General features: G+C 72.2%; 20 protein-coding genes. 18 read left to right on the top strand and 2 right to left on the bottom strand.

The annotated features are described in order from the left end of the window. Positions 1 to 103: 103 nt before the first annotated feature. The 5 genes from ACWGUG_RS12880 to ACWGUG_RS12900 all read left to right on the top strand — a co-directional run bounded on the left by ACWGUG_RS12880 (position 104) and on the right by ACWGUG_RS12900 (position 7,022). Positions 104 to 640, top strand: a complete 537-nt coding sequence (locus tag ACWGUG_RS12880; protein WP_336398600.1) for an RNA polymerase sigma factor — start codon at positions 104 to 106, stop codon at positions 638 to 640. Further along, positions 637 to 1,830, top strand: coding sequence for a hypothetical protein (locus tag ACWGUG_RS12885; RefSeq protein ID WP_452324914.1), 1,194 nt, complete (start codon positions 637 to 639; stop codon positions 1,828 to 1,830). Before ACWGUG_RS12880 ends, ACWGUG_RS12885 begins: the two co-directional genes overlap by 4 nt. Positions 1,831 to 1,870: 40 nt before the next feature. Further along, positions 1,871 to 3,670, top strand: coding sequence for a proline--tRNA ligase (locus tag ACWGUG_RS12890; protein WP_378884685.1), 1,800 nt, complete (start codon positions 1,871 to 1,873; stop codon positions 3,668 to 3,670). 125 nt (positions 3,671 to 3,795) lie between these two features. Further along, on the top strand, positions 3,796 to 4,842 hold the full coding sequence (locus ACWGUG_RS12895; RefSeq protein WP_378884687.1) for an LOG family protein: 1,047 nt from the start codon (positions 3,796 to 3,798) through the stop codon (positions 4,840 to 4,842). A gap of 152 nt (positions 4,843 to 4,994) precedes the next feature. Then, entirely contained in the window at positions 4,995 to 7,022 is a 2,028-nt protein-coding gene (locus tag ACWGUG_RS12900; RefSeq protein WP_336398626.1) for a PhoX family protein, read from the top strand. A gap of 63 nt (positions 7,023 to 7,085) precedes the next feature. On the opposite strand, the gene ACWGUG_RS12905 is transcribed toward ACWGUG_RS12900, so the two are convergent. Then, a complete protein-coding gene (locus ACWGUG_RS12905) occupies positions 7,086 to 7,922 on the bottom strand; it encodes a DUF1206 domain-containing protein (protein WP_378884690.1) in 837 nt (278 codons plus the stop codon). 109 nt (positions 7,923 to 8,031) lie between these two features. Between ACWGUG_RS12905 and ACWGUG_RS12910 the strand changes: the two genes are divergently transcribed. The 5 genes from ACWGUG_RS12910 to rbfA all read left to right on the top strand — a co-directional run bounded on the left by ACWGUG_RS12910 (position 8,032) and on the right by rbfA (position 14,743). Beyond that, positions 8,032 to 9,954 carry a lipase family protein gene (locus tag ACWGUG_RS12910; RefSeq protein WP_452324915.1) on the top strand — a complete coding sequence of 641 codons (1,923 nt, stop codon included), beginning with the start codon at positions 8,032 to 8,034 and terminating at the stop codon, positions 9,952 to 9,954. Between the two features lie 103 nt (positions 9,955 to 10,057). After that, complete coding sequence (nusA, locus tag ACWGUG_RS12915) at positions 10,058 to 11,047, top strand: transcription termination factor NusA (protein WP_336398606.1); 990 nt, start codon at positions 10,058 to 10,060, stop codon at positions 11,045 to 11,047. A 34-nt stretch (positions 11,048 to 11,081) separates the two neighbouring features. Further along, on the top strand, positions 11,082 to 11,333 hold the full coding sequence (locus ACWGUG_RS12920; RefSeq protein WP_336398607.1) for a YlxR family protein: 252 nt from the start codon (positions 11,082 to 11,084) through the stop codon (positions 11,331 to 11,333). A gap of 91 nt (positions 11,334 to 11,424) precedes the next feature. Then, positions 11,425 to 14,247 (top strand): translation initiation factor IF-2, encoded by a 2,823-nt coding sequence (infB, locus tag ACWGUG_RS12925; RefSeq protein ID WP_452324916.1) that lies wholly within the window; start codon positions 11,425 to 11,427, stop codon positions 14,245 to 14,247. Positions 14,248 to 14,308: 61 nt separating this feature from the next. Then, positions 14,309 to 14,743: a 30S ribosome-binding factor RbfA gene (rbfA, locus tag ACWGUG_RS12930; protein WP_336399098.1), complete on the top strand. Its 435-nt coding sequence runs from the start codon at positions 14,309 to 14,311 to the stop codon at positions 14,741 to 14,743. Positions 14,744 to 14,812: 69 nt separating this feature from the next. On the opposite strand, the gene ACWGUG_RS12935 is transcribed toward rbfA, so the two are convergent. Next, positions 14,813 to 15,679, bottom strand: a complete 867-nt coding sequence (locus ACWGUG_RS12935; protein ID WP_378884702.1) for an HhH-GPD family protein — start codon at positions 15,677 to 15,679, stop codon at positions 14,813 to 14,815. Between the two features lie 69 nt (positions 15,680 to 15,748). Here ACWGUG_RS12935 and ACWGUG_RS12940 point away from each other — a divergent pair, with 69 nt between their 5' ends. From ACWGUG_RS12940 to deoC, 8 genes are all read left to right on the top strand, one after another. Beyond that, positions 15,749 to 16,429 (top strand): nucleoside/nucleotide kinase family protein, encoded by a 681-nt coding sequence (locus ACWGUG_RS12940; RefSeq protein WP_336399096.1) that lies wholly within the window; start codon positions 15,749 to 15,751, stop codon positions 16,427 to 16,429. Continuing rightward, positions 16,429 to 17,352 carry a tRNA pseudouridine(55) synthase TruB gene (gene truB / locus ACWGUG_RS12945; RefSeq protein WP_452324917.1) on the top strand — a complete coding sequence of 308 codons (924 nt, stop codon included), beginning with the start codon at positions 16,429 to 16,431 and terminating at the stop codon, positions 17,350 to 17,352. The genes ACWGUG_RS12940 and truB overlap by 1 nt, the downstream gene beginning before the upstream one ends. Next, complete coding sequence (locus tag ACWGUG_RS12950) at positions 17,349 to 17,717, top strand: hypothetical protein (protein ID WP_336399094.1); 369 nt, start codon at positions 17,349 to 17,351, stop codon at positions 17,715 to 17,717. The genes truB and ACWGUG_RS12950 overlap by 4 nt, the downstream gene beginning before the upstream one ends. A gap of 62 nt (positions 17,718 to 17,779) precedes the next feature. Beyond that, complete coding sequence (locus tag ACWGUG_RS12955; RefSeq protein ID WP_452324918.1) at positions 17,780 to 18,223, top strand: hypothetical protein; 444 nt, start codon at positions 17,780 to 17,782, stop codon at positions 18,221 to 18,223. After that, positions 18,220 to 19,191, top strand: a complete 972-nt coding sequence (locus ACWGUG_RS12960; RefSeq protein ID WP_452324919.1) for a bifunctional riboflavin kinase/FAD synthetase — start codon at positions 18,220 to 18,222, stop codon at positions 19,189 to 19,191. Before ACWGUG_RS12955 ends, ACWGUG_RS12960 begins: the two co-directional genes overlap by 4 nt. 41 nt (positions 19,192 to 19,232) lie before the next feature. Next, positions 19,233 to 19,610, top strand: a complete 378-nt coding sequence (locus ACWGUG_RS12965; protein ID WP_336399091.1) for a hypothetical protein — start codon at positions 19,233 to 19,235, stop codon at positions 19,608 to 19,610. 103 nt (positions 19,611 to 19,713) lie between these two features. Further along, positions 19,714 to 20,658: a sugar-binding transcriptional regulator gene (locus tag ACWGUG_RS12970; RefSeq protein ID WP_336399090.1), complete on the top strand. Its 945-nt coding sequence runs from the start codon at positions 19,714 to 19,716 to the stop codon at positions 20,656 to 20,658. Between the two features lie 48 nt (positions 20,659 to 20,706). Beyond that, complete coding sequence (gene deoC, locus ACWGUG_RS12975) at positions 20,707 to 21,714, top strand: deoxyribose-phosphate aldolase (protein ID WP_452324920.1); 1,008 nt, start codon at positions 20,707 to 20,709, stop codon at positions 21,712 to 21,714. Positions 21,715 to 21,731 lie beyond the last annotated feature (17 nt).

Here is a 21,731-nt window from a genome sequence, read left to right on the forward strand (position 1 = left end):
ACAGTGTAGGCACCGGTGTGCGGGAGGCGCCGCGGACGCGGTCGATCCGGCCGTTGTACGGGCGGGGTGGGAACCTTCCGCGCGAACGCGGACACTACAGGGTATGGACGCTGATGACGCCTCCCTGTGGGAGCGGGTCCTGGCCGGCGACGAGGCCGCGCTGGCGGCGCTGTTCGACCGCCACGAGGCGCGTCTCTTCCGCCACGCGCGACGCCTGCTGACCGCGCGCGAGGACGCGAAGGATGCCGTGACGATCGGGTTCTTCGAGCTCTGGCGCAAGCGCGAGTCGGTCCGGCTGGTCGACGGCTCACCGCTGCCGTGGCTGCTGAACGCCGTGTCGAACTGCGCCCGCAACCTCGAGCGCTCGGGCCGCCGGTACCGCGCGCTCCTGGCGCGCACGCCGGTCGCGCCGAACCCGGGTGCACCCCAGGGCTCGGACGAGAGCGGCGTGCTCGCCGCACTGAAGCGACTGCCGGCCCGCGAGCAGAGCGTCGTCGTCCTGACGGTGCTCGAGGGCTATCCCGACCGCGCCGCGGCCGAGACGCTCGGCATCCCGGTCGGCACCGTGAAGTCCCGACTGTCCCGCGCCAAGGCGAGGCTGCGCGATGAGATGGCATCGATCGAGGGGGCATGGACATGAACGAGGACCTGACACCGCGGGAGCGCGGCGAGCTGCGCGACCTCGTCCTCGCCGGCGCCCAGCGCATCCGCCCCGCGGACAGGCGGCGGTCGCGGATCGCCGCGGGTGCGATCGCGCTCGTGCTCGTCGGGGCGGTGGGCGGCGGCGCCGTCACGACGGCGGCGCTCCTCGGCACGGACGCCCGTCCTGCGCCCACGACGAGCCAGACCGAGCCCACGCCCACGCCGACGCCGACGCCGACGCCCGAGCCGACCCCCGAGCCCACGCCGCAGCCGACGGCGCCGGCCGCCCCGACCGAGGGCGTCACGCCCTTCGCCGGGGACTGCGCCGCCGCCCTGGACGAGGCCTCGGTCGAGGCGGTCGCCGGGATCGACATGATGCTCTCGGACTACCGGTGGAGGACGGGCGCCGATGACGTGCTCGGCGGAATCGACTGCGTGTGGGTGTCGGACGGCGTCTATCTCGCTGCCACGGCGCACCTGTTCGCCTACCCCGAGGCGGTGGTGGGCGAGGATCTGCGCGCCGGCACGCCGACCGGCTGCGCGTCCATCGAGGACGGCGCCCGCGTCGAGTGCACCCAGGCGGGCACGGTGGACGGCACCTGGATGGTGGTGCGCGCCGCCGGTGACACGGACGCCGTGACGGCCGCGGGCGTCGCCGGCCTCTTCGCCGAGGCGTCCACGCGGCTGGCCGATCACCCGACCCCCAGCCCCGCCCTGCGCACCCCGCAGTGGTGGTCGCTCCCGGACTGCGCCGAGGTCGCGGCATCCGTCGATCCCGCGGTGTACGGCTTCGAGCGCGTGGCGCTGCTCGGCCAGAGCAGCCGGGGCGAGGCGACGGAGCGGCTCGAGGGCATCGCCCTCTTCGCCGAGGCGACCAGCTGGTGCGAACTGCACTTCACCTCGGGCAGCGGCGACACGAGCTCCGGCGAAGTCGTCCGTGTCGACGTCGTCCCGGGCGGCGCGATCGCGTTCCCGACGGCGCTCGCCGCGGCGGGCGCGGAGCCGGTGACCGTCGACGGCGCCCAGGCCGCGGTCATCGCACCGGGACTGGACCGCTACGAGGGCTCCGGCGCGGTGGTCGTCGCGACGGACGGCGTGAACGTCCTCCTGGTGACGCCGGACTTCATCCGTCCGACGACCGATGCCCTGGCGCTGACGGCCGACGTGTTCGCACTCATGCACCCGTGACGCGAGGGCGCTGCATCCGCTCGTCATACACTTGACCCTCGTGGTCACCCGTCTGTCGCACTACTTCCTCCGCACGCTCCGTGAAGACCCCGCCGACGCCGAGGTCACGAGTCACCGGCTGCTCGTGCGCGCCGGCTACATCCGGCGTGCCGCGCCCGGCGTCTTCACCTGGCTGCCGTTGGGCCTGAAGGTCAAGGCGAGGATCGAGGCGGTCATCCGCGAGGAGATGGCCGGCGCCGGCGCCTACGAGGTGCACTTCCCGGCGCTGCTGCCGCGGGAGCCGTACGAGGCGTCCGGCCGCTGGACCTCCTACGGCGACGGCATCTTCCGGCTGCAGGACCGCAGGGGCTCCGACTACCTGCTGGCGCCGACGCACGAGGAGATGTTCACGCTTCTCGTGAAGGACCTCTACTCGTCGTACAAGGACCTGCCCCTGACGATCTACCAGATCCAGGACAAGTACCGCGACGAGGCCCGTCCGCGCGCCGGCCTGCTCCGCGGGCGCGAGTTCACCATGAAGGACGCCTACTCGTTCGACTACACCGACGAGGGACAGGATGCCTCGTACCAGTCGCAGCGCGACGCCTACGAGCGGATCTTCCAGAAGCTCGGGCTGGAGTACGTCATCGTCGCCGCCGACAACGGCCTGATGGGGGGTGCGCGCTCCGAGGAGTTCCTGCACCCCACGGCCGTGGGCGAGGACACCTTCGTCCGCTCCGCCGGCGGCTACGCGGCCAACGTCGAGGCGTTCACCACGATCGCGCCCGACCCGATCCCGTTCGACGGGATCGGCGCCCCCGTGATCTTCGACTCGCCGAACACGCCGACGATCGAGACGCTCGTGAACCACGCGAACGCGCACCTCGACGCTCCCGCGTCGGGCATCGCCGGTCCCGCCACCGACGGGACGTCCGCGTGGACGGCCGCGCACACGCTCAAGAACGTGGTCCTCGCGCTCACCCACCTCGACGGACGCCGCGAACTCGTGATCGTCGGCATCCCCGGCGACCGCGACGTCGACGACAAGCGCGTCGAGGTCGCCTTCGCCCCCGCCGCCGTCGAGCCCGCGACCGAGCAGGACTTCGAGAGCAACCCGCTGCTGGTCAAGGGCTACATCGGCCCCTGGTCCGAGACCGGGCCGATCCTCGGCGAAGAGTCGGCGACCGGCATCCGGTACCTGCTGGACCCGCGCGTCGTCGACGGCACCGCCTGGGTCACCGGCGCCAACATCGACCAGAAGCACGTGCACACCCTCGTCGCGGGTCGCGATTTCACCGGCGACGGGTTCATCGACGTGGCGAACGTGCGCGACGGCGACCCGGCGCCCGACGGGTCGGGTCCCGTGGAGCTGGCACGCGGCATGGAGATCGGCCACGTCTTCCAGCTCGGCCGCTTCTTCGCTGAGACGCTGGGCCTGAAGGTCCTCGACGAGAACGGCAAGCTCGTGACCGTCACGATGGGCTCGTACGGCATCGGCGTCACGCGCATCCTCGCGATCATCGCCGAGCTCAACAACGACGAGCGCGGTCTCATCTGGCCGCCGGCCGTGGCGCCGTTCGACGTGCACGTGGTCGCCACCGGCAAGGACCAGGTCGCGTACGACCTCGCGGCGACGCTCGCCGCCGACCTGGAGGCATCCGGTCTCGACGTGGTCTACGACGACCGGCCGAAGGTGTCGCCGGGGGTCAAGTTCGGCGACGCGGAGCTCGTCGGTGTGCCGCGCATCGTCATCGCCGGCCGCGGCGCCGCCGACGGCCAGGTCGAGCTGTGGGACCGCCGCACCGGCGACCGCGAGGTCGTGCCGGCCGCCGACGCGGTGGCGCGCCTCACGGCGCGCTGACGCGCGCGCGGGGCCGCCGCGGCTGACGACGGCCGGCGGCGCCGGCGTCTTCCACGGCCGGCGGTCGCACGCAACCCCTGCGCACATCGGGCCCGGCCGGTGCTCCGACGTGGCAACGTGGAGGCATGGCCGACAGCACCGTGGTTCCCTCCGAGGTCACCGAGGATCTGCGCCGGATCCTCGCCGACGCCGGCATCAGCGACAACGCCGACCTCGTCGCGCGCATCCTCGCCACCGGGATCGGGCTCGGGATGGACGGCGCCGATCGACTCGACCTCAAGATCGCCAGCTCTGCGCTGACCGAGATGCGCGCGGCGTTCCGGCTCTTCGCGCCCTACGACGACGCACCCAAGGCCACCATCTTCGGCTCCGCGCGGACCAGGCCCGATGACGCGCTCTACCGCCAGGCATCCGAGGTGGCCGCAGCGCTCGCCGCCCGCGGCTGGCTCGTGGTGACCGGCGCAGGTCCGGGCATCATGCAGGCCGCCGCGGAAGGCGCCGGCCCGCACAACTCCCTGGGCGTGTCGATCCGGCTGCCCTTCGAGGAGAAGCCGAACGCGGTCGTCGGCGAGAGCGCGCGCAACGTCGCGATGAAGTACTTCTTCACCCGCAAGCTCATGCTGGTGAAGGAGTCGCGCGGGTTCGTGTGCGTGCCCGGCGGCTTCGGCACGCTCGACGAGATGTTCGAGCTGCTCACCCTGCAGCAGACCGGCAAGGCCGACCCGGTGCCGATCGTGCTGCTCGACGCACCCGGCGGCGGTTTCTGGGAGGGCCTGCGGCGGTTCATCGACGACCACCTGCTCAGCTCGGGCGTCATCTCGGACGGCGACTTCGACCGCGTGCTCATCACGGACTCGGTCACCGAGGCCGTGGACGAGCTCACGGGCTTCTACCGCAACTACGACTCGCTGCGATGGGTGGGCAAGCGGCTCGTCCTGCGGCTGCGAGCCGAGCCGACGGACGAGGAGGTGGCCGCACTCAACGAGGAGTTCGCCCCGATGCTCACCGAGGGTGGCATCGAGCGCCGCGGCCCGCTCACGATCGAGCGCGAGGACGCCGACAGGGTCGATCTGCCGCGGCTGGTGCTGCGGCTCGACCAGTTCCGCGTGGGGGAGCTGTACCGACTCATCCGGGCCGTGAACGCGCTCGGGTCGGCTGCCGCGCCGGCATGAGCCGGTTCTCACACGCTCGTCTCCGGCCGTTCACTCGGCGTTCCGGTGGACGTCGCCACGCGCGGCGAGGCTTCGGCCAGTCCCACCGAACCGTCTCGAACGCAGAGAGGACGATCGTGAGCATCGTCGAAGGATTCCGCCGCTCCCTCCCCATGGCCGACCACGCGCGAGGCAAGCGCCTCGCGGTCACGTGCCAGTACAAGTGCGCCAACGCGTGCCTGGGGCCCGAATGCAACCCGTCGCAGAACGAGACGTTCCAGCAGGTCGCCGCCGCCGCGCTGTCGCGGCGCGCGCTGCTCGGCCTCGGCGCCGCCGGCGCGGTCGCGATCGCGGTGGGGGCCACGCGCGGGCAGGCGCCGCTCTCGGGCCCGGGCTCGGCCGGCGTCGGGGGAGCGGGTGCCGCGTTCGCCCGTCCGGTGAGCGGGGGCCTTGCGTTCGACCCGATCGCGCCGGTCAACCGCTTCGTCGACGAGGTCGTCGTGCCCTCGGGCTACACGTGGCAGCCGATCATCCGCTGGGGCGACCCGCTGTTCTCCCACGCTCCGGTGTTCGACATCGCCGCCCAGACGCCCACGACGCAGGCCCTGCAGTTCGGCTACAACTGCGATTACCTCGACATCCTCGCGGACCCGAGCGGCAAGACCGGCGTGCTCGTCACCAACCACGAGTACGTGAACCCCGACATCATGTTCCCGCCCACGACCGACCCGGCCGAGCGGCGGCGTCGCGGCGACATCTACAAGGCCGCGATGGGCATGTCGGTGGTGGAGATCACGCGCACGCGCACCGGCGAGCCGTGGTCGTACGTCGTCGGCGGCACGCGCAACCGCCGGATCACCGTCGAGACCGTCTTCGAGCTCACGGGCCCCGCAGCCGGCAGCGACCTCGTGAAGACGGCCGCCGACCCCGAGGGTCGCTGGGTGCACGGAACGCTCGGCAACTGCGCGGGCGGGACGACGCCGTGGGGCACGATCCTCTCCGGTGAGGAGAACTTCAACGGGTACTTCGCCTGGGCGGCGGACGCCCCCGCGCAGAAGCGCTACCAGTCCACGTCGTCGACCTCGACGTCCACCCGGTGGGAGACCTACGACCCGCGCTTCGACGCGCACAGCCCCGACTACGTCAACGAGCCGAACCGGTTCGGCTACATCGTCGAGATCGACCCGCAGGACCCGACCTCGACGCCGCGCAAGCACACTGCGATGGGCCGTTTCAAGCACGAGGGCGCCAACGTCACCGTCGCCGAGGACGGCCGCGTCGTGGCCTACATGGGCGACGACGAGCGCAACGACTACCTGTACAAGTTCGTCTCGAAGAACCGGATCTCCGGGTCGCGCAAGAAGAACCTCGAGCTGCTCAGCGAGGGCGACCTGTACGTCGCGAAGTTCGCGGGCAACTCGCCGGCCGCGCAGATCACCGGCACCGGCGTCCTCCCGGCCGACGGCCTGTTCGACGGCTCCGGCACGTGGATCCCGCTCACGCAGAACGGGCAGTCGGTCGTCCCCGGCTTCTCGACCGAGGAGGTGCTCGTCTACACGCGTCTGGCGGCGGATGCCGTGGGCGCGACGAAGATGGACCGCCCCGAGGACGTCGAGCCCCACCCCACGACCGGCAAGGTCTACCTGGCGCTCACGAACAACTCGGCCCGCTCCGTTGCGACGCTCGACGAGGCGAACCCCATCACGGGGAACCGCTACGGCCACGTCGTCGAGCTCACCGAGACCGAGGGCCAGTCGGGCACCACGTTCGGGTGGAGCATCCTGCTCCTGTGCGGCGATCCCGCCGTGTTCGCGAACTCGTACTTCGCGGGCTTCCCGAAGGAGCTGGTCTCGCCGATCTCGTGCCCCGACAACGTCGCGTTCGACTCGGCGGGGAATCTGTGGATCTCGACCGACGGCGCCCCGAGCACCATCGGCTACAACGACGGGCTGTTCCTCGTGCCGCTCGAGGGGGCCGAGCGCGGTCACGTGCAGCAGTTCCTCGCGGTGCCGCGGGATGCCGAGACGTGCGGCCCCGTGATCCACGATGCCGAGGGACTCGTCTTCGTCGCGGTGCAGCATCCGGGCGAGGACGGCTCGTACGCGGCCCCGACGTCGCGGTTCCCCGACTACGGCTCCGCGGCGCCCGGCGATGCGCCGAACGCGCCGCGCCCCTCGGTCGTGCAGGTGTACCGCGCCTGACCCCTCCCCACTGCGACGCCGCGCCCCCTACCCCGGGGGCGCGGCGTCGCCCTCGTCGCGCGGTCACATCCGGGCGAGGCGGGCCCGTGCGATGGTGAACACGGCGTAGGCGATCAGCCCCAGACCGACGATCCATGCGAGCGCCGGACCGAGGAAGAGGTCCAGGAGCGCATCCACCGCGCCGTCCAGGCCACCCGCGACCTCGGCGTCCGTGCCGACGGCCGCGACCACCAGGAGCACGCCGACGATGGTCAGTGCGACACCCTTGGCCACGAAGCCCGCGATGCCGAGGATGGTGACGCTGCGTCCGCGCTTGCCCTCGGGGATCCGGATCCGCTTGCGGAAGCTCCGGCGCACGCCCATGACGATGAACGCGATCCCGCCGATGCCGATGCCGAGCCCGATGAGGAACAGCACGATCGACCCGCCCCAGATCCGCAGCAGCATCTGGCTCGCCGTCTCGGCGGCCTGCTCGCCGTCCGGTCGGGCGCCCAGCGCCACGGCGGCGGCGATCGCGCCGAGTGCCGCGAAGACGGCCGCCTGGCCCCACTCGGCCACCCGCCGTCCCCACTTGCGGGCGGCTCCCTTCGTGTCGCCGGTCCAGTCGCGAGCCAGCAGCCCTTGACCGGCGCGCCAGACAGCCAGCGCCCACAGCCCGACCGCGACCAGCCACAGCAGCACGAAGCCGGCGGGCGCGCCTGCGACGGCCTTGAGCGCGCCGGCCTGGTCGCCGTCGCCGTCACCCCCGGAGGCGATGACGAGGACGATGATCCCGATGAGGGCGTGGATCACGCCGTTGGCCGCGTAGCCGGCGCGCGCCATCACCTCGAAGACGGTGTTCGACTCGGCCTCGCGCGCGAGCTGCTTGGCGCCCTGCCTCACGCCGTCGGTGCTCTCCACCCCCTCACGCTAGACCGCGCTCCCGGCCCCTGCACGGGCTTGACGCGGGTGCCGGGATGGTCCATCGGACGGGCGACCGCGGGAGGGCTCGCCGGACGGCTGACCTAAAATGGTGCGGATGATGCGCGCGGACCTCAGGGCTGCCGCGTCCGGATGGAGCATCGTCCCGCGCGTGGTGCGCGGTGCCTCACCGGTCGTGCTGGTCGTCGTGGGCGCCCTCGCGCTGCTGACCGGGCTGCTGATCGTCACGCGGCCGCTGACGTCGCTGCTGCTGCTGACGATCTACGTCGGTCTGAGTGCGATCTTCTCCGGCGTCGCCCGCATGCTCTCGGCACCCGAGACGCCGCTGTGGTCGCGGGTGCTGTTCGGCGCGGCGTGGGTCGCGCTCGGCCTCGCCGTCCTGCTCGGACTCGGCCGAACACTCGAGCTGCTGCCCCAGCTCATCGCCGTGCTGCTGGTGCTCGGCGGGCTGGCCTCGCTGTACGACGCGATCGCCCGCGGCACGGTCAGCCAGCGCGTGCTGGCGGCGGTGTGGGGCGGTGCGCAGATCGCGTTCGGCATCCTCTCGTACGCATGGCCGGACGTCACGGTGCTCGTCGTGGCGGTGGTGTTCGGCGTGCGCACGATCGTCTTCGGCGCGACGCTGCTCGTGCGCGCGGTCCGCGCGTTCGTCGAGGGGCGACGGACCGTGCCGTCGGGTGCGCAGGGCGGGGTGCGGGGCCATCGTCGGAAGGCGGATGCCGCGCCCTCGCGCCCGTCGTCGGCCGCCGGCGACGCCACCCCGCCGAAGCGGCCGTCGCGCACCCGCGCCGCCTGGCTCGCCGCGGGCCGCTACGCGCTGGCGGCGCTCCTGGTCGGGCTGGCCGCGGGCGGCTGGTGGGCGAACTCCTGGTTCCAGGACGGCGCGCAGGTGGTCGACGGGTTCTACGATCCGCCCGACGTCGTGCCGTACGAGCACGGCCGTCTGATCCGCTCGGACGACTTCTCCGGTCAGAAGCCGCCGGACGCCGACGTGCGGCGCATCCTCTACACGACGCGCGACGCGCTCGGGCAGCCGGCCGTCGCGAGCGCCCTCGTGATCATCCCGCAGGACCCGCCGCCGGGTCCGCGCCCGGTGGTCGCGTGGAACCACGGGACGACCGGCGTCGCGCGCGGCTGCGCCCCGAGCCTGCGGGACGCCTCGGCGACGAGATGGGCGATCCCGGGGCTCGATCGGGCGGTGGCCGAGGGCTGGGTGGTCGTGGCCTCGGACTACTCCGGCCAGGGCGCGCCCGGGGTCTTCCCCTACCTCATCGGGCGCGGGGAAGCGCGGTCGTCACTGGACGCGGTGATCGCGGCCGACGAGCTGGAGGGTCTCACCCTCTCCCGCCGGACGGTGGTGTGGGGCCACTCGCAGGGCGGCCACGCGGCTCTCTGGATGTCGCAGGTCGCCGGCGACTACGCGCCCGACCTCGACATCCTCGGGACGGCGCTGCTCGCCCCCGCGGCAGAGCCGGTGAAGCTCGCGGAGGAGCTGACGCGCGGCGATGCCAACGTGCTGCTGTCCATCCTGATCTCCTGGGTGCTCGTCCCGTACGCCGACACGTATCCCGACGTCGACCTGAACCGCTACATCGCCCCGGGCTCGGAGGCGATCGTCCGGGAGATGACGCAGCGCTGCCCCTCGGAGCCCGGCGTCGTCGTGTCGGTGGCGACCGCGCTGGGGGTGTCGGAGGACCGCCCGCTGTACGTCGGCGACCTCACCGCGGGACCCCTGGGCCGCCGGCTCGAGGACAACACGCCGACGGGGCCCTGGGGGCATCCGATCCTCATCGCCTGGGGCGACCAGGACGAAGTCATCCCGCCCCGCCTGCAGCAGAACTTCGTGGACCGCCTGTGCGCGCTGGGGGAGCAGGTGCGCAGCCTCGAGTACCGCGGCTACGACCACCTCCGTCCACTGCTGCCCGGCTCCGCCTTCGTGCCCGTGATCATCGACTGGACCGAGGCGCGATTCGGTCGCGCGGCCACGCACGTCGACGACTGCCCGCGGTGATCGGCGCCGACCGGCTCCTCGCGCCGGGGGAGTCGGCATCCGGTAACGTTGTAGGGTTCCGGCGCGCGGCGCGTGCCGGTGAGAGCTGAATACGGAGGCCATTGTGGACATCGATCTCGGACTGCTGCGGACTGTCGAGCGCGAGAAGGAGATCCCCTTCGACGAGCTGGTGCGGATCATCGAGCAGGCGATCCTGACCGCCTACGCCAAGCACACCTCGCCCACCGGCGAGCTGCCCGAGGGCGCACGGGCGCAGCTCGACCGCAAGACCGGTCACGTGGCCGTGTTCATCCCGCTCCGCGACGACGAGGGCGCCGTCATCGGCGAGGAGGAGTCGACCCCGGAGGACTTCGGGCGCATCGCGGCCTTCGCGGCGAAGCAGGTCATCAGCCAGCGTCTGCGCGACATCGCCGACGACGCCGTGCTCGGGGAGTTCCGCGGCAAGGAGGGCGACATCGTCGCCGGCGTCGTGCAGCAGGGCCCGAACCCCCGGATGGTGCACGTCGACCTCGGCACCGTCGAGGCGATCCTGCCGCCGGAGGAGCAGGTGCCGGGCGAGGACTACGCCCACGGCTCCCGCCTGCGCGTCTACGTGACGTCGGTGGCCAAGGGCGCGAAGGGCCCCTCGATCACGGTCTCGCGCACGCACCCCGGCCTCGTGCGCAAGCTCTTCGCCCTCGAGGTCCCCGAGATCCCCGCCGGCCTCGTCGAGATCGTCTCGCTCGCCCGCGAGGCGGGTCACCGCACGAAGATCGCGGTCAAGGCCAACGACCCCTCGATCAACGCCAAGGGCGCCTGCATCGGCGAGCTGGGCCGGCGCGTCCGGGCCGTCACCGAGGAGCTCGGCGGCGAGAAGATCGACATCGTGGACTACGACCCGGAGCTGGCGAAGTTCGTGGCGAACGCCCTGTCGCCGGCGAAGGTCACGTCGAGCTTCGTGCTGGACGCCTCGAGCAAGGCCGTGCGCGCGCTCGTGCCGGACTACCAGCTGTCGCTCGCCATCGGCAAGGAGGGGCAGAACGCACGCCTTGCGGCCAAGCTCACCGGCGCGAAGATCGACATCCAGCCCGACTCCATCCTCGAGGAGGGGTGACCGTCGGCGCTGGCTCCCAGCCGGTCGGTGTACCATGGATCCTGTACGAACGTGCGTCGGATGCCGCACGCGTGCTCCCCGGTCCGCTCTTCTGAGAGTGGTCTCCATCGAATCCGTCCTCGTCCTCGACGAGCGCGCATCGATGCCCGGACGAGGCGCGTGGGTGCACGAGACGCAGGAGTGCGTGGATGCCGCCATCCGGCGCCGCGCCTTCGTGCGGGCATTGCGTGTGTCAGGCCCGCTTGACACGCAGACCATCGAAGAGCACATCCAGCGAAAAGGCTGAACGGCTATGGAAACAAAGTGAACGGCTCGAAATGAGACCCGTCCGCGACTAACGGTCTGCCCTGTCTGGGTGGACCCAGACAGGAGAATTTGTGGCTGCCAAACCACGCGTGCACGAGATCGCCTCCGAGCTCGGCGTCGACAGCAAGGTCGCGCTCGAGAAGCTGAAGGCGCTCGGCGAATACGTCAAGAGCCCCTCGTCGACCATCGAGCCCCCCGTGGCTCGCAAGCTCCGCGCCGCCCTCGAGGCGGACGGTGCAGGCAAGGGCGCTGCCGCAGCGCCCGCGGCGGCGAAGCCCGCCACGCCCGGCGCCCCTGCGAAGCCCGGCGCAGCCGCGGCGAAGCCCGGTCCGGCTCGCAAGCCGGGACCCGCGCGCCCGGCCGCTCCGGCCGCCGAGCCGGCCGCGCCCACGGCTCCGGCCGCGCAGGCGCCGGCTGCGGCTCCGGCCGCCGAGGCGCCCGCTGCGGCTCCGGCTGCTGAGGCCCCGGCTGCTCCGGAGGCGAAGACCCCCGGCGCGCCGGCCGCACCCGCCGGGCCCAAGCCCGGCCCCGCTGCCGCCACGCCGCAGCCGCCCCGCCCCGGCGGAACGCCGCGCCCCGGCAACAACCCCTTCGCATCGTCGCAGGGCATGGGTCAGCGTCCCGCGGGCCCGCGTCCGGGCAACAACCCGTTCGCGTCGGCACAGGGCATGGGTCAGCGCCCCAGCCCCGGCAACATCCCGCGTCCGCAGGCTCCGCGTCCCGGCGCCCCGCGCCCCGGCGCTCCCCGTCCGGGTGGCGCAGGTCGTCCCGGTGGCGGCGGTCGTCCCGGCGCGCCGTTCCAGCAGCGTCCCGGCGGCCCCGGTCGTCCGGGCGGCGCCGGTGCCGGTGCCGGTGGCGGCTTCCAGCGTCCCGGCGGCGGCGCTCCCGGCGGCTTCGCCGGTCGTCCCGGCGGTGGCGGCGGTCGTGGCCGCGGTCCCGGCGGTGGCACCGCCGGAGCTTTCGGCAAGGGCGGCGGCAAGTCGAAGCAGCGCAAGTCGCGTCGTGCCAAGCGGCAGGAATTCGAGATGCGGTCGGCGCCGGTCGTCGGCGGCGTCAACGTCCAGAAGGGCAACGGCGAGATCATCCGCCTTCGCCGCGGCGCGTCCATCGCCGACTTCGCCGACAAGCTCGAGGCGCTGCGCGGCTACACCGTGCAGCCCGGCACGCTCGTGACCATCCTGTTCAACCTGGGCGAGATGGCGACCGCGACGGAGTCGCTCGACGAGGCCACCTTCGAGGTGCTCGGCGAGGAGCTCGGCTACAAGATCCAGATGGTCTCGCCCGAGGACGAGGACAAGGAGCTCCTCGAGGGCTTCGGTCTCGACCTCGAGGCCGAGCTGGAGGCGGAGAACGAGGAGGACCTCGAGATCCGGCCTCCGGTCGTGACCGTCATGGGTCACGTCGACCACGGTAAGACGCGGCTGCTCGACGCCATCCGCCAGACCAACGTGGTCGCGGGCGAGGCCGGCGGCATCACGCAGCACATCGGTGCGTACCAGGTCTGGACCGAGCACGAGGGCATCGAGCGTGCGATCACCTTCATCGACACCCCGGGTCACGAGGCGTTCACCGCCATGCGTGCCCGCGGTGCGCAGGTGACCGACCTCGCGATCCTCGTGGTCGCCGCCGACGACGGCATCATGCCGCAGACGGTGGAGGCGCTCAACCACGCCCAGGCGGCCGATGTGCCGATCGTGGTCGCGGTGAACAAGGTCGACAAGCCCGACGCCAACCCGGCCAAGGTGCGCCAGCAGCTCACCGAGTACGGCCTGGTCGCCGAGGAGTACGGCGGCGACGTCATGTTCGTCGACGTCTCGGCTCGCCAGGGCACCGGCATCCAGGAGCTCCTGGACGCGGTGCTGCTCACCGCCGACGCGGGTCTGGACCTCACGGCCAACCCGAACAAGGACGCGCGCGGTGTCGCGATCGAGGCGAAGCTCGACAAGGGTCGCGGTTCGGTGGCCACCGTGCTCATCCAGTCCGGAACGCTGCGCGTCGGCGATGCGATCGTCGCCGGCACGGCGTACGGCCGTGTCCGTGCGATGTCCGACGAGAACGGCGACGCGGTCGAGGAGGCCTTCCCGTCGCGTCCCGTGCAGGTGCAGGGTCTCAACTCGGTGCCGCGCGCCGGCGACACGTTCATCGTGACCGAGGAGGACCGCACCGCCCGCCAGATCGCCGAGAAGCGTGAAGCGGCCGAGCGCAACGCCCAGCTGGCCAAGGCCCGCAAGCGCATCTCGCTCGAGGACTTCACCCGCGCTCTCGAAGAGGGCAAGGTCGAGTCGCTCAACCTCATCATCAAGGGCGACGTGTCCGGTGCCGTCGAGGCGCTGGAGGAGTCGCTGCTCAAGATCGAGGTCGACGACTCGGTGCAGCTGCGGATCATCCACCGCGGCGTCGGTGCGATCACCGAGTCCGACATCAACCTGGCGACGATCGACAACGCGATCGTCATCGGCTTCAACGTGCGCCCCGACACGAAGGCGCGCGAGCGCGCCTCCCGCGAGGGTGTGGACGTCCGGTTCTACTCGGTCATCTACAACGCGATCGACGACGTCGAGCAGTCGCTGAAGGGCCTGCTCAAGCCGGAGTTCGAAGAGGTCCAGTCGGGTGTGGCCGAGATCCGCGAGGTGTTCCGCTCCTCGAAGTTCGGCAACATCGCCGGTGTCATCGTCCGCTCGGGCACGATCACGCGCAACGCCAAGGCGCGCGTCATCCGCGACGGCGTGGTCATCGCCGACGGCCTGGCGATCGAGTCGCTGCGCCGGTTCAAGGACGACGTCACCGAGGTCCGCACGGACTTCGAGGCGGGTATCGGCCTCGGCAAGTACAACGACATCCAGGTGGGCGACGAGATCGAGACCACCGAGATGGTCGAGAAGCCCCGCGCGTAGGTCGCGGACGTGAGGGGCGCCCCGGGAACGGGGCGTCCCTCACGCTTCGAAAGGAGTCATCATGGCATCAGAGCGACAGGCCCGCCTGGGCGACCGCATCAGGGTGATCCTGGCGGAGCGGCTCGAGAAGGGGCTGCGCGACCCGCGGCTCGGGTTCGTCACCATCACCGACGTGCGCGTGACCGGTGACCTCCAGCACGCCTCGGTGTTCTACACGGTGCTCGGCTCGGCCGAGGAGCGCGAGGCGTCGGCGGCAGCGCTGAGGTCCGCGACGGGGATGCTGCGCTCGGAGCTGGGCAAGCATCTCAACGTGCGGCTCACCCCGTCGCTGGAGTTCATCCCCGACGCGATCCCTGAGAACGCCGGTCATATCGAAGACCTGCTCCGCGAGGCCCGCGAGCGCGACCAGGCGGTGGCCGGCATGGCGTCGTCCGCCACGTACGCCGGCGACGCCGACCCGTACGTGAAGCCGCGCGAGCTCGACGACGAGGACTGACCCTCCCGAGGGCTGCAGACGCCGCGACCGGTCCGACCGGTCGCGGCGTCTCGTCGTGTGCAGGCGGGATCACGCCGGAAGGCGCAGGAATCCGTGTGATGCCTCGGCCAGCCCGTCCGCGATGAGCGAGTCGATCGCGCGGTCGCGCTGCAGCGGGTCCGGCCAGTCGGGCACGACGTCGCTCAGCGCGACCGCGTGGGTCCCGGCATCCCGCAGGATCTTCAGCACCGCGCCGCGGGCCTGACGGTCGCTGCCCTCGTACCGTGCCTGCCTGCGCCGGTCGTCGCCGGTGTCGGGATACCCGGCGGCGCGCCAGGCGCACCGGTCGGCGAGCGGGCAGGCGTCGCACCGCGGGACGCGAGCGACGCAGACGGTCGCGCCGAGCTCCATAGCGGCGGCGTTCGCCTCGGCCGCCTGGGCGCGGTCGTCCGGAAGGATCGCCGCCATGGCGTCGAGGTCGCGCCGCGAGGGCGGGCCCGGCTGCGCGCGGCCGTCGACGGCCCGGGCCAGCACACGGCGCGTGTTGGTGTCGACGACGGGGTGGCGGTCGCCGTATGCGAAGACCGCCACGGCCCGCGCGGTGTAGTCGCCGATGCCGCTCAGCGCGAGGAGGGCCGTGACGTCACGCGGCACCACGCCATCGTGGCGGTCGCGGATCTGGACGGCGGCGCGATGCAGCCACAGCGCGCGACGCGGGTACCCGAGGTTGGCCCACTGCCGCACGGCGTCGGCCGGAGCGGCCGCGGCCAGATCGGCCGGCGCGGGCCAGCGCGCGAGCCACGCCTCCAGATGCGGGATGACCCGCTTGACCGGCGTCTGCTGCAGCATGAACTCGCTCACCAGCACGCCCCACGCCCCGAAGCCCGGCCGTCGCCAGGGGAGGTCCCGGGCGTTGTCGCGGTACCACTCGACGAGCGGTGCGGCGAGGTCGGGCATGCGCTCCAGCCTAGGCGGCGGGCACGTGACCGGGCGGGGCGCTCGGCCCGCGCGCCGTAGGCTGGAACCATGCGCCTTCCCGTCACGCCGACCACGACGCTGTGGCGTGACCTCCGCGACCGGGTGCGCCGGCAGAGCCCCGCCGGGCGCGTGATCGTGGCGGTGGACGGGCTCGACGGCGCCGGCAAGACCGTGTTCGCCGACGGTCTGGCCGAGGTGTTCGCCGAGACGGGCGATGCGGTTTTCCGTGCGGGCATCGACGGTTTCCATCGGCCGCGCATCGAGCGATACGCCCGGGGCCGCCGCAGCCCCGAGGGGTTCTACCTCGACTCGTACGACTACCCGACGTTCCGCCGCGTGCTCATCGACCCCTTCCGCGACGGCGCGCAGACCGCGGCGGCGACGGGGTTCCAGCTCGCCGCGTTCGACGTCGTGCGCGACGCGCCGGTCGAGTCGCAGTGGGTCACCGCTCCGCTGGACGCGGTGCTCGTCATCGACGGCATCTTCCTCAACCGGCCGCAGCTGCGCGATCTCTGGGACTGGTCCATCTGGCTGGACGTCCCGTTCGAGATGGCCTTCGCGCGCATGGCGCTGCGCGACGGCTCCGACCCGGATCCGGACGCGCCCGCCAACGCGCGCTACCGGCAGGGGCAGGAACTCTATCTGGACGAGGCGCGGCCGCGGGAGGCGGCATCCGTCATCGTCGACAACACCGACTTCGCCCGCCCTCGGATCGTCGGGCACGGCTGATGGCGGCGCCCGGAATCCTCCTCGTCGACAAGCCCGGCGGCATCACCTCGCACGACGTGGTCGCGCGGGCCCGGCGCGCGCTCGGCACGCGCAAGATCGGCCACGCCGGCACGCTGGACCCGATGGCGACGGGGCTGCTCGTCCTGGGCGTCGAGGGGGCGACGCGTCTGCTCACGTTCGTGGTGGGGCTCGACAAGACCTACGAAGCCACCATCCGGCTCGGCGTCGCGACGACCACCGACGACGCCGACGGGGAGGTCATACAGGCGACGGATGCCTCGTCCCTCGAGCCCGCCGCCATCGCGGCGGGCGTCGCGGCGCTGACCGGCCGCATCTCGCAGGTGCCGAGCACATACTCGGCGATCAAGGTCGACGGGCGCAGGGCCTACGACCTGGCACGCGCCGGCGAGGACGTGCAGCTCAAGGCCCGCGAGGTCACCGTGTCGCGCTTCGACGTCGTCGCACAGCGACGCCTGCCGGCAGGGCCCGCCGGCGACCCGGAGAAGGGCGGGGGAGTGGTCGACCTCGAGGTCGTCGTGGACTGCTCCAGCGGCACCTACATCCGATCGCTCGCGCGCGACCTCGGCGAGGCGCTCGGCGTCGGCGGTCATCTCACCGCGCTGCGGCGGACGCGGGTGGGGCCGTTCGACGTCGCGGCCGCTGCGGCCGTCGACGGCATCGCCGACGCGCCTCTGCTCGCACCGGCGGCCGCGGCCGCGGCGGTGCTGGGCCGGCTGGAGGTCACCGCCGACGAAGCGCGCGACCTCCGCCACGGCAAGCGGCTGCCGGGAGCCGCCGGACGGCTGCGCGGCGCGGGACCCATGGCCGCCGTCGACCCCGGCGGCGTGCTCGTCGGCATCGTCGAACGCCGCGGGGACGACGTCAAGAGCGCCATGAACATGCCCGAGGAGGCAGCCGGATGATCCTGTGGTTCACGATCGCGCAGGTCGTCGTCGCCGTCGCGGCGGGCCTGTTCTGCATCATCGCCGGACTGGCCGGCCGCCGGCCGAGCGACTGGACTGTCGGGTCGCTCGCGCTGGTGGAGCTGCTCCTCGTCGTGCAGATCGTGGTGGCCATCGTGGCGCCGTTCGTCGGCAACCCGCCGACCGGGAGCCTGCTGGAGTTCTGGGTGTATCTGGTGTCGGCCGCACTGCTGCCGTTCGCGGCGGTCGCATGGGCGCTGCTGGAGCGCAGCCGGTGGAGCACGGTCATCATGGGGATCGCCGCCCTGTCGATCGCCGTGATGGTGTGGCGCATGCAGGTCATCTGGACCGTCCAGGTCGCGTGAGCGAGACCCCGAGCGTGCCGGCGCGCCGCGGCCGCCGGCATCCGAACTAAAATCGTGACGTCATGTCCTCGCCCGCCCGCCCCCGCATGTCCGGCATCGGCCGTGTGCTCGTGATCGTCTACGCGATCATGGCGCTCGGTGCCACCGGCCGGTCCTTCGTCCAGATCGTCGAGCGCTTCGACGAGGCCCCGCTCGCCTACGCCCTCTCCGCCCTCTCGGCGGTCGTGTACATCGTCGCCACGCTCGCGCTGGTGTTCGCCGGGCGACGCGGCTGGTACCTGGTCGCGTGGATCGCGATCGTCTTCGAGCTCGCCGGCGTCCTCGTCATCGGGACCCTCAGCCTCCTGCTGCCCGAGCTCTTCGCGCACCCCACGGTCTGGTCGTGGTACGGCATGGGCTACCTCTTCGTCCCGCTGGTGCTGCCGTTCCTCGGAATCTGGTGGCTCGCGACGCATCATCCGGTCGTGGCGAGCGCGACCGTTGCGCCCGCGGCGGTCGCGTCGTGATCGTCTTCCGGCATCCGAGCGAGGTGCCGGCGGGGTTCGGTCCGTCCGTCGTCGCGATCGGCAAGTTCGACGGCGTCCACTCCGGTCATCGCGCCGTGATCGCTCGCGCGAGAGTGGATGCCGAGGCCTCCGGCGCGCGCGTCGTCGCGGTCACCTTCGACCGCAACCCGCTGGCGCTGCTGCGCCCCGAGATCTGCCCCGACAGCCTCGTCGGGGTCGATCAGAAGCTGCGACTCCTCGCCGACGCGGGCGTGGATGCCACCCTCATGCTGACCTTCGACCGCGCCCTGGCGGACCTCGGCGCGCGGGAGTTCGTCGAGCACGTGCTCGTCGGGGCGCTGGGCGTGCGGATCGTGATGGTCGGGGCCGACTTCCGCTTCGGCCGCGGGGGAGCCGGCGACGCCGAGCTGCTGCGAGAGCTCGGGGCCGAGTTCGGGTTCGAGGTGGACGTCGTCGACGACGTGCGCGCGATCGACGCGGGTCGCCGGGTCTCGTCGACGTGGGTGCGCGAGCTGCTGGACGGCGGAGATGCCGCCGGAGCCGCCCGGCTGCTCGGCCGGCCGCACGCCGTGCGCGGCGAGGTGGTGCACGGTCTCAAGCGGGGCCGCGCCCTCGGCTTCCCGACGGCGAACCTGTCGCCCGACCTCGAGGGCTTCGTGCCCGCCGAGGGCGTGTACGCCGGCTGGCTCGTCGACGAGGGGATCCCGGGCGGCGGCGCGGCCGAGCCGCGCAGCACGGTGCGCTATCCCGCCGCGATCAGCGTGGGCACCAACCCCACGTTCGACGACGTGGAGGGGCGCCAGGTCGAGGCGTACGTCCTCGACGAGACCGACCTCGACCTGTACGGACACGTCGTGGAAGTCGAGTTCGTCGCCCGCATCCGCGGCATGGTGGCCTTCGACGGCGTCGACGCGCTCATCGAGCAGATGGCCGACGACGTCGTCCGCGTCCGCGGCGAGCTCTCCTGAGGCCGTAGACCGCGCACCCCGCGCGCGCCTAGCATCGAGGCGTGCACGCGCTGGTCCTGATGGCCGCGGAGGCGGCGGCCGAAGACTCCGTCAACCTGTGGGGCGCGCTCGGCTGCGCGGTCGCCTACTCCGCCTCGCTGCTGGCGACGCTGGATGCGTTCGCGGATCTGATCCTCGCGCGCGGCGACTCGCCCGCCGGGCGGCTCACCCCCGCGGTGGGGCTCAAGTTCGGGTCGAAGCTGGCCGCCGCCGCCATCGCCGTGGTGTCCGCGGCGATCGTGCTCGCCCTCGACTCGAACTGGTTCGCCTTCGTCTCGCTGTCGATCGCGTTCGCGGTGGTGGTCGGGATAGGCCTGCTGGTGCTGGTGCGCCATGCCAGGGCGATCGGCGCCCCGGCGGGGATCGGCGGGGGCGGCTGAGGCGCGGCATCCGTTCGAACTGCTCATATGAGCAAACTTCGTGCAGATGTTGCTCATCTGCTGCCGGGTATGTCAGTGTGGAGGGACCGACGGAAGGAGGCTCGTGGACGCCGTCGACGAACTCCTCTCGATCCGGGCAGCCGAGCTCTACTACGAAGAGAACCTCACGCAGGAGCAGATCGGCCGGAGCCTGCAGATCACCCGCTGGAAGGTGGGCCGCCTGCTCATCCAGGCCAAGGAGGAGGGCTTCGTCCGCATCGAGATCCTCCACTCGCGCGCGCGACGGCCGCAGCTCGAGCGGCGGCTGCGCGAGGAGCGCGGCCTCCGCGACGCGGTGGTCGTGTCGCAGGCGGGCATCCGCAGCGACGACGAGTTGCAGCAGCGCGTCGCCCAGGCGGCCGCCGATCACCTGACCGCACTGCGTCCGAGCCCCCGCGTCCTCGGGGTGAGCTGGGGTCGCACCCTCGCCGACATCGCGCATCATCTGCGCGAGGGCTGGTCGTCCGGCACCGATGTCGTGCAGATCAACGGCGGTCTCAGCATGAGCGCGCAGCCCGGCACCGCGGCCGCGACCGCCGTCGGCATCGCGCACAAGGGCGGTGGCGGCGCCACCCTGCTGCCCAGTCCCGCGATCCTCGAGCACCGGGCGACGAAGGAGGCCATCGAGGCCGATCGCGTCGTCGCCCGCGTGCTCGGCATCGCCCGCTCCGCCGACGCCTACCTGTACAGTGCCGGCGCCGCCGACCACCGTTCCGTGCACGTCGACAGCGGCTACCTCAGCGAGGCGGACATCGACCGCCTCGTCGCCGCGGGCGCGGTCGGCGACGTCGTCGGCCGCTACATCGACGCCGCCGGACGCGTTGTCGACGCCGCCCTCGACGCGCGCACGGTCGGCCTTTCGCTCGACGAGCTGCGCCGCGCCGACGTGGCCGTCGCGGCGATCGCCGGCGAAGCCAAGCGGGCGGTCGCTGCCGCCGTCGTCGCGTCCGGGCTGTGCACGGTGCTGATCACGGACGAGTCCACCGCACGCCACCTCCTCGACGGCTGACCGCGCGGCCGGCCACCCGAACCCCAACCACGAAAGCCAGGTCATCACATGTCAGGCACCTCCATCGTGACGCTGCCCGAGAGGGCCGTCGAGCTGCTGGGCGGACAACCCGACGACACGACGCTGCGGCGGTATCTCCACGGCCTGCCCGGTGTCGACGCCGTCGGGCTCGAGCAGCGCGCCGCGGGTCTCGGCACCCGCTCCATCAAGACGACCTCCAAGGCGTGGGCCCTCGACAAGATCATCGAGCTCATCGACCTCACGACGCTCGAGGGCGCCGACACGCCGGGCAAGGTGCGCTCGCTCGTCGCCAAGGCGCTGAACCCGGATGCCTCCGACCCGACGACCCCGCGGGTCGCGGCCGTGTGCGTGTACGGCGACATGGTGCCGTACGCGGTCGAGGCGCTCGGCTCCGCCCACGGCGATCCCGACGAGGGCGGGGTGAGCGTCGCGGCGGTCGCCACCGCCTTCCCCAGCGGCCGGGCATCGCTGGACATCAAGCTCGCCGACACGGCCGAGGCCGTGGCGCACGGCGCCGACGAGATCGACATGGTGATCGACCGCGGCGCCTTCCTCGCCGGCCGCTACGGGCTCGTCTTCGACCAGATCGCGCGGGTCAAGCAGGCCTGCCGCCGCGAGGACGGCACGTACGCGTCGCTCAAGGTGATCCTCGAGACGGGCGAGCTCAACACCTACGACAACATCAAGCGCGCGTCGTGGCTCGGGATCCTCGCGGGCGGCGACTACATCAAGACGTCGACCGGCAAGGTGCAGCCGGCGGCGACGCTGCCGGTCACGCTCTTGATGCTGGAGGTCGTGCGCGACTGGCACCGGGCGACCGGTGAGAAGGTCGGCGTGAAGCCGGCCGGCGGCATCCGCACGTCCAAGGACGCCATCAAGTACCTCGTCACGGTCGCCGAGACTGTCGGCGAGGACTGGCTGCAGCCGCACCTCTTCCGCTACGGCGCGTCGAGCCTGCTCAACGATGTGCTCCTGCAGCGCCAGAAGCTGAAGTCCGGACACTACACCGGCGCCGACTACGTGACGATCGACTGAGATCAGGGATAACAAGA

This window comes from Microbacterium sp. NPDC055455 (genome assembly GCF_053619935.1).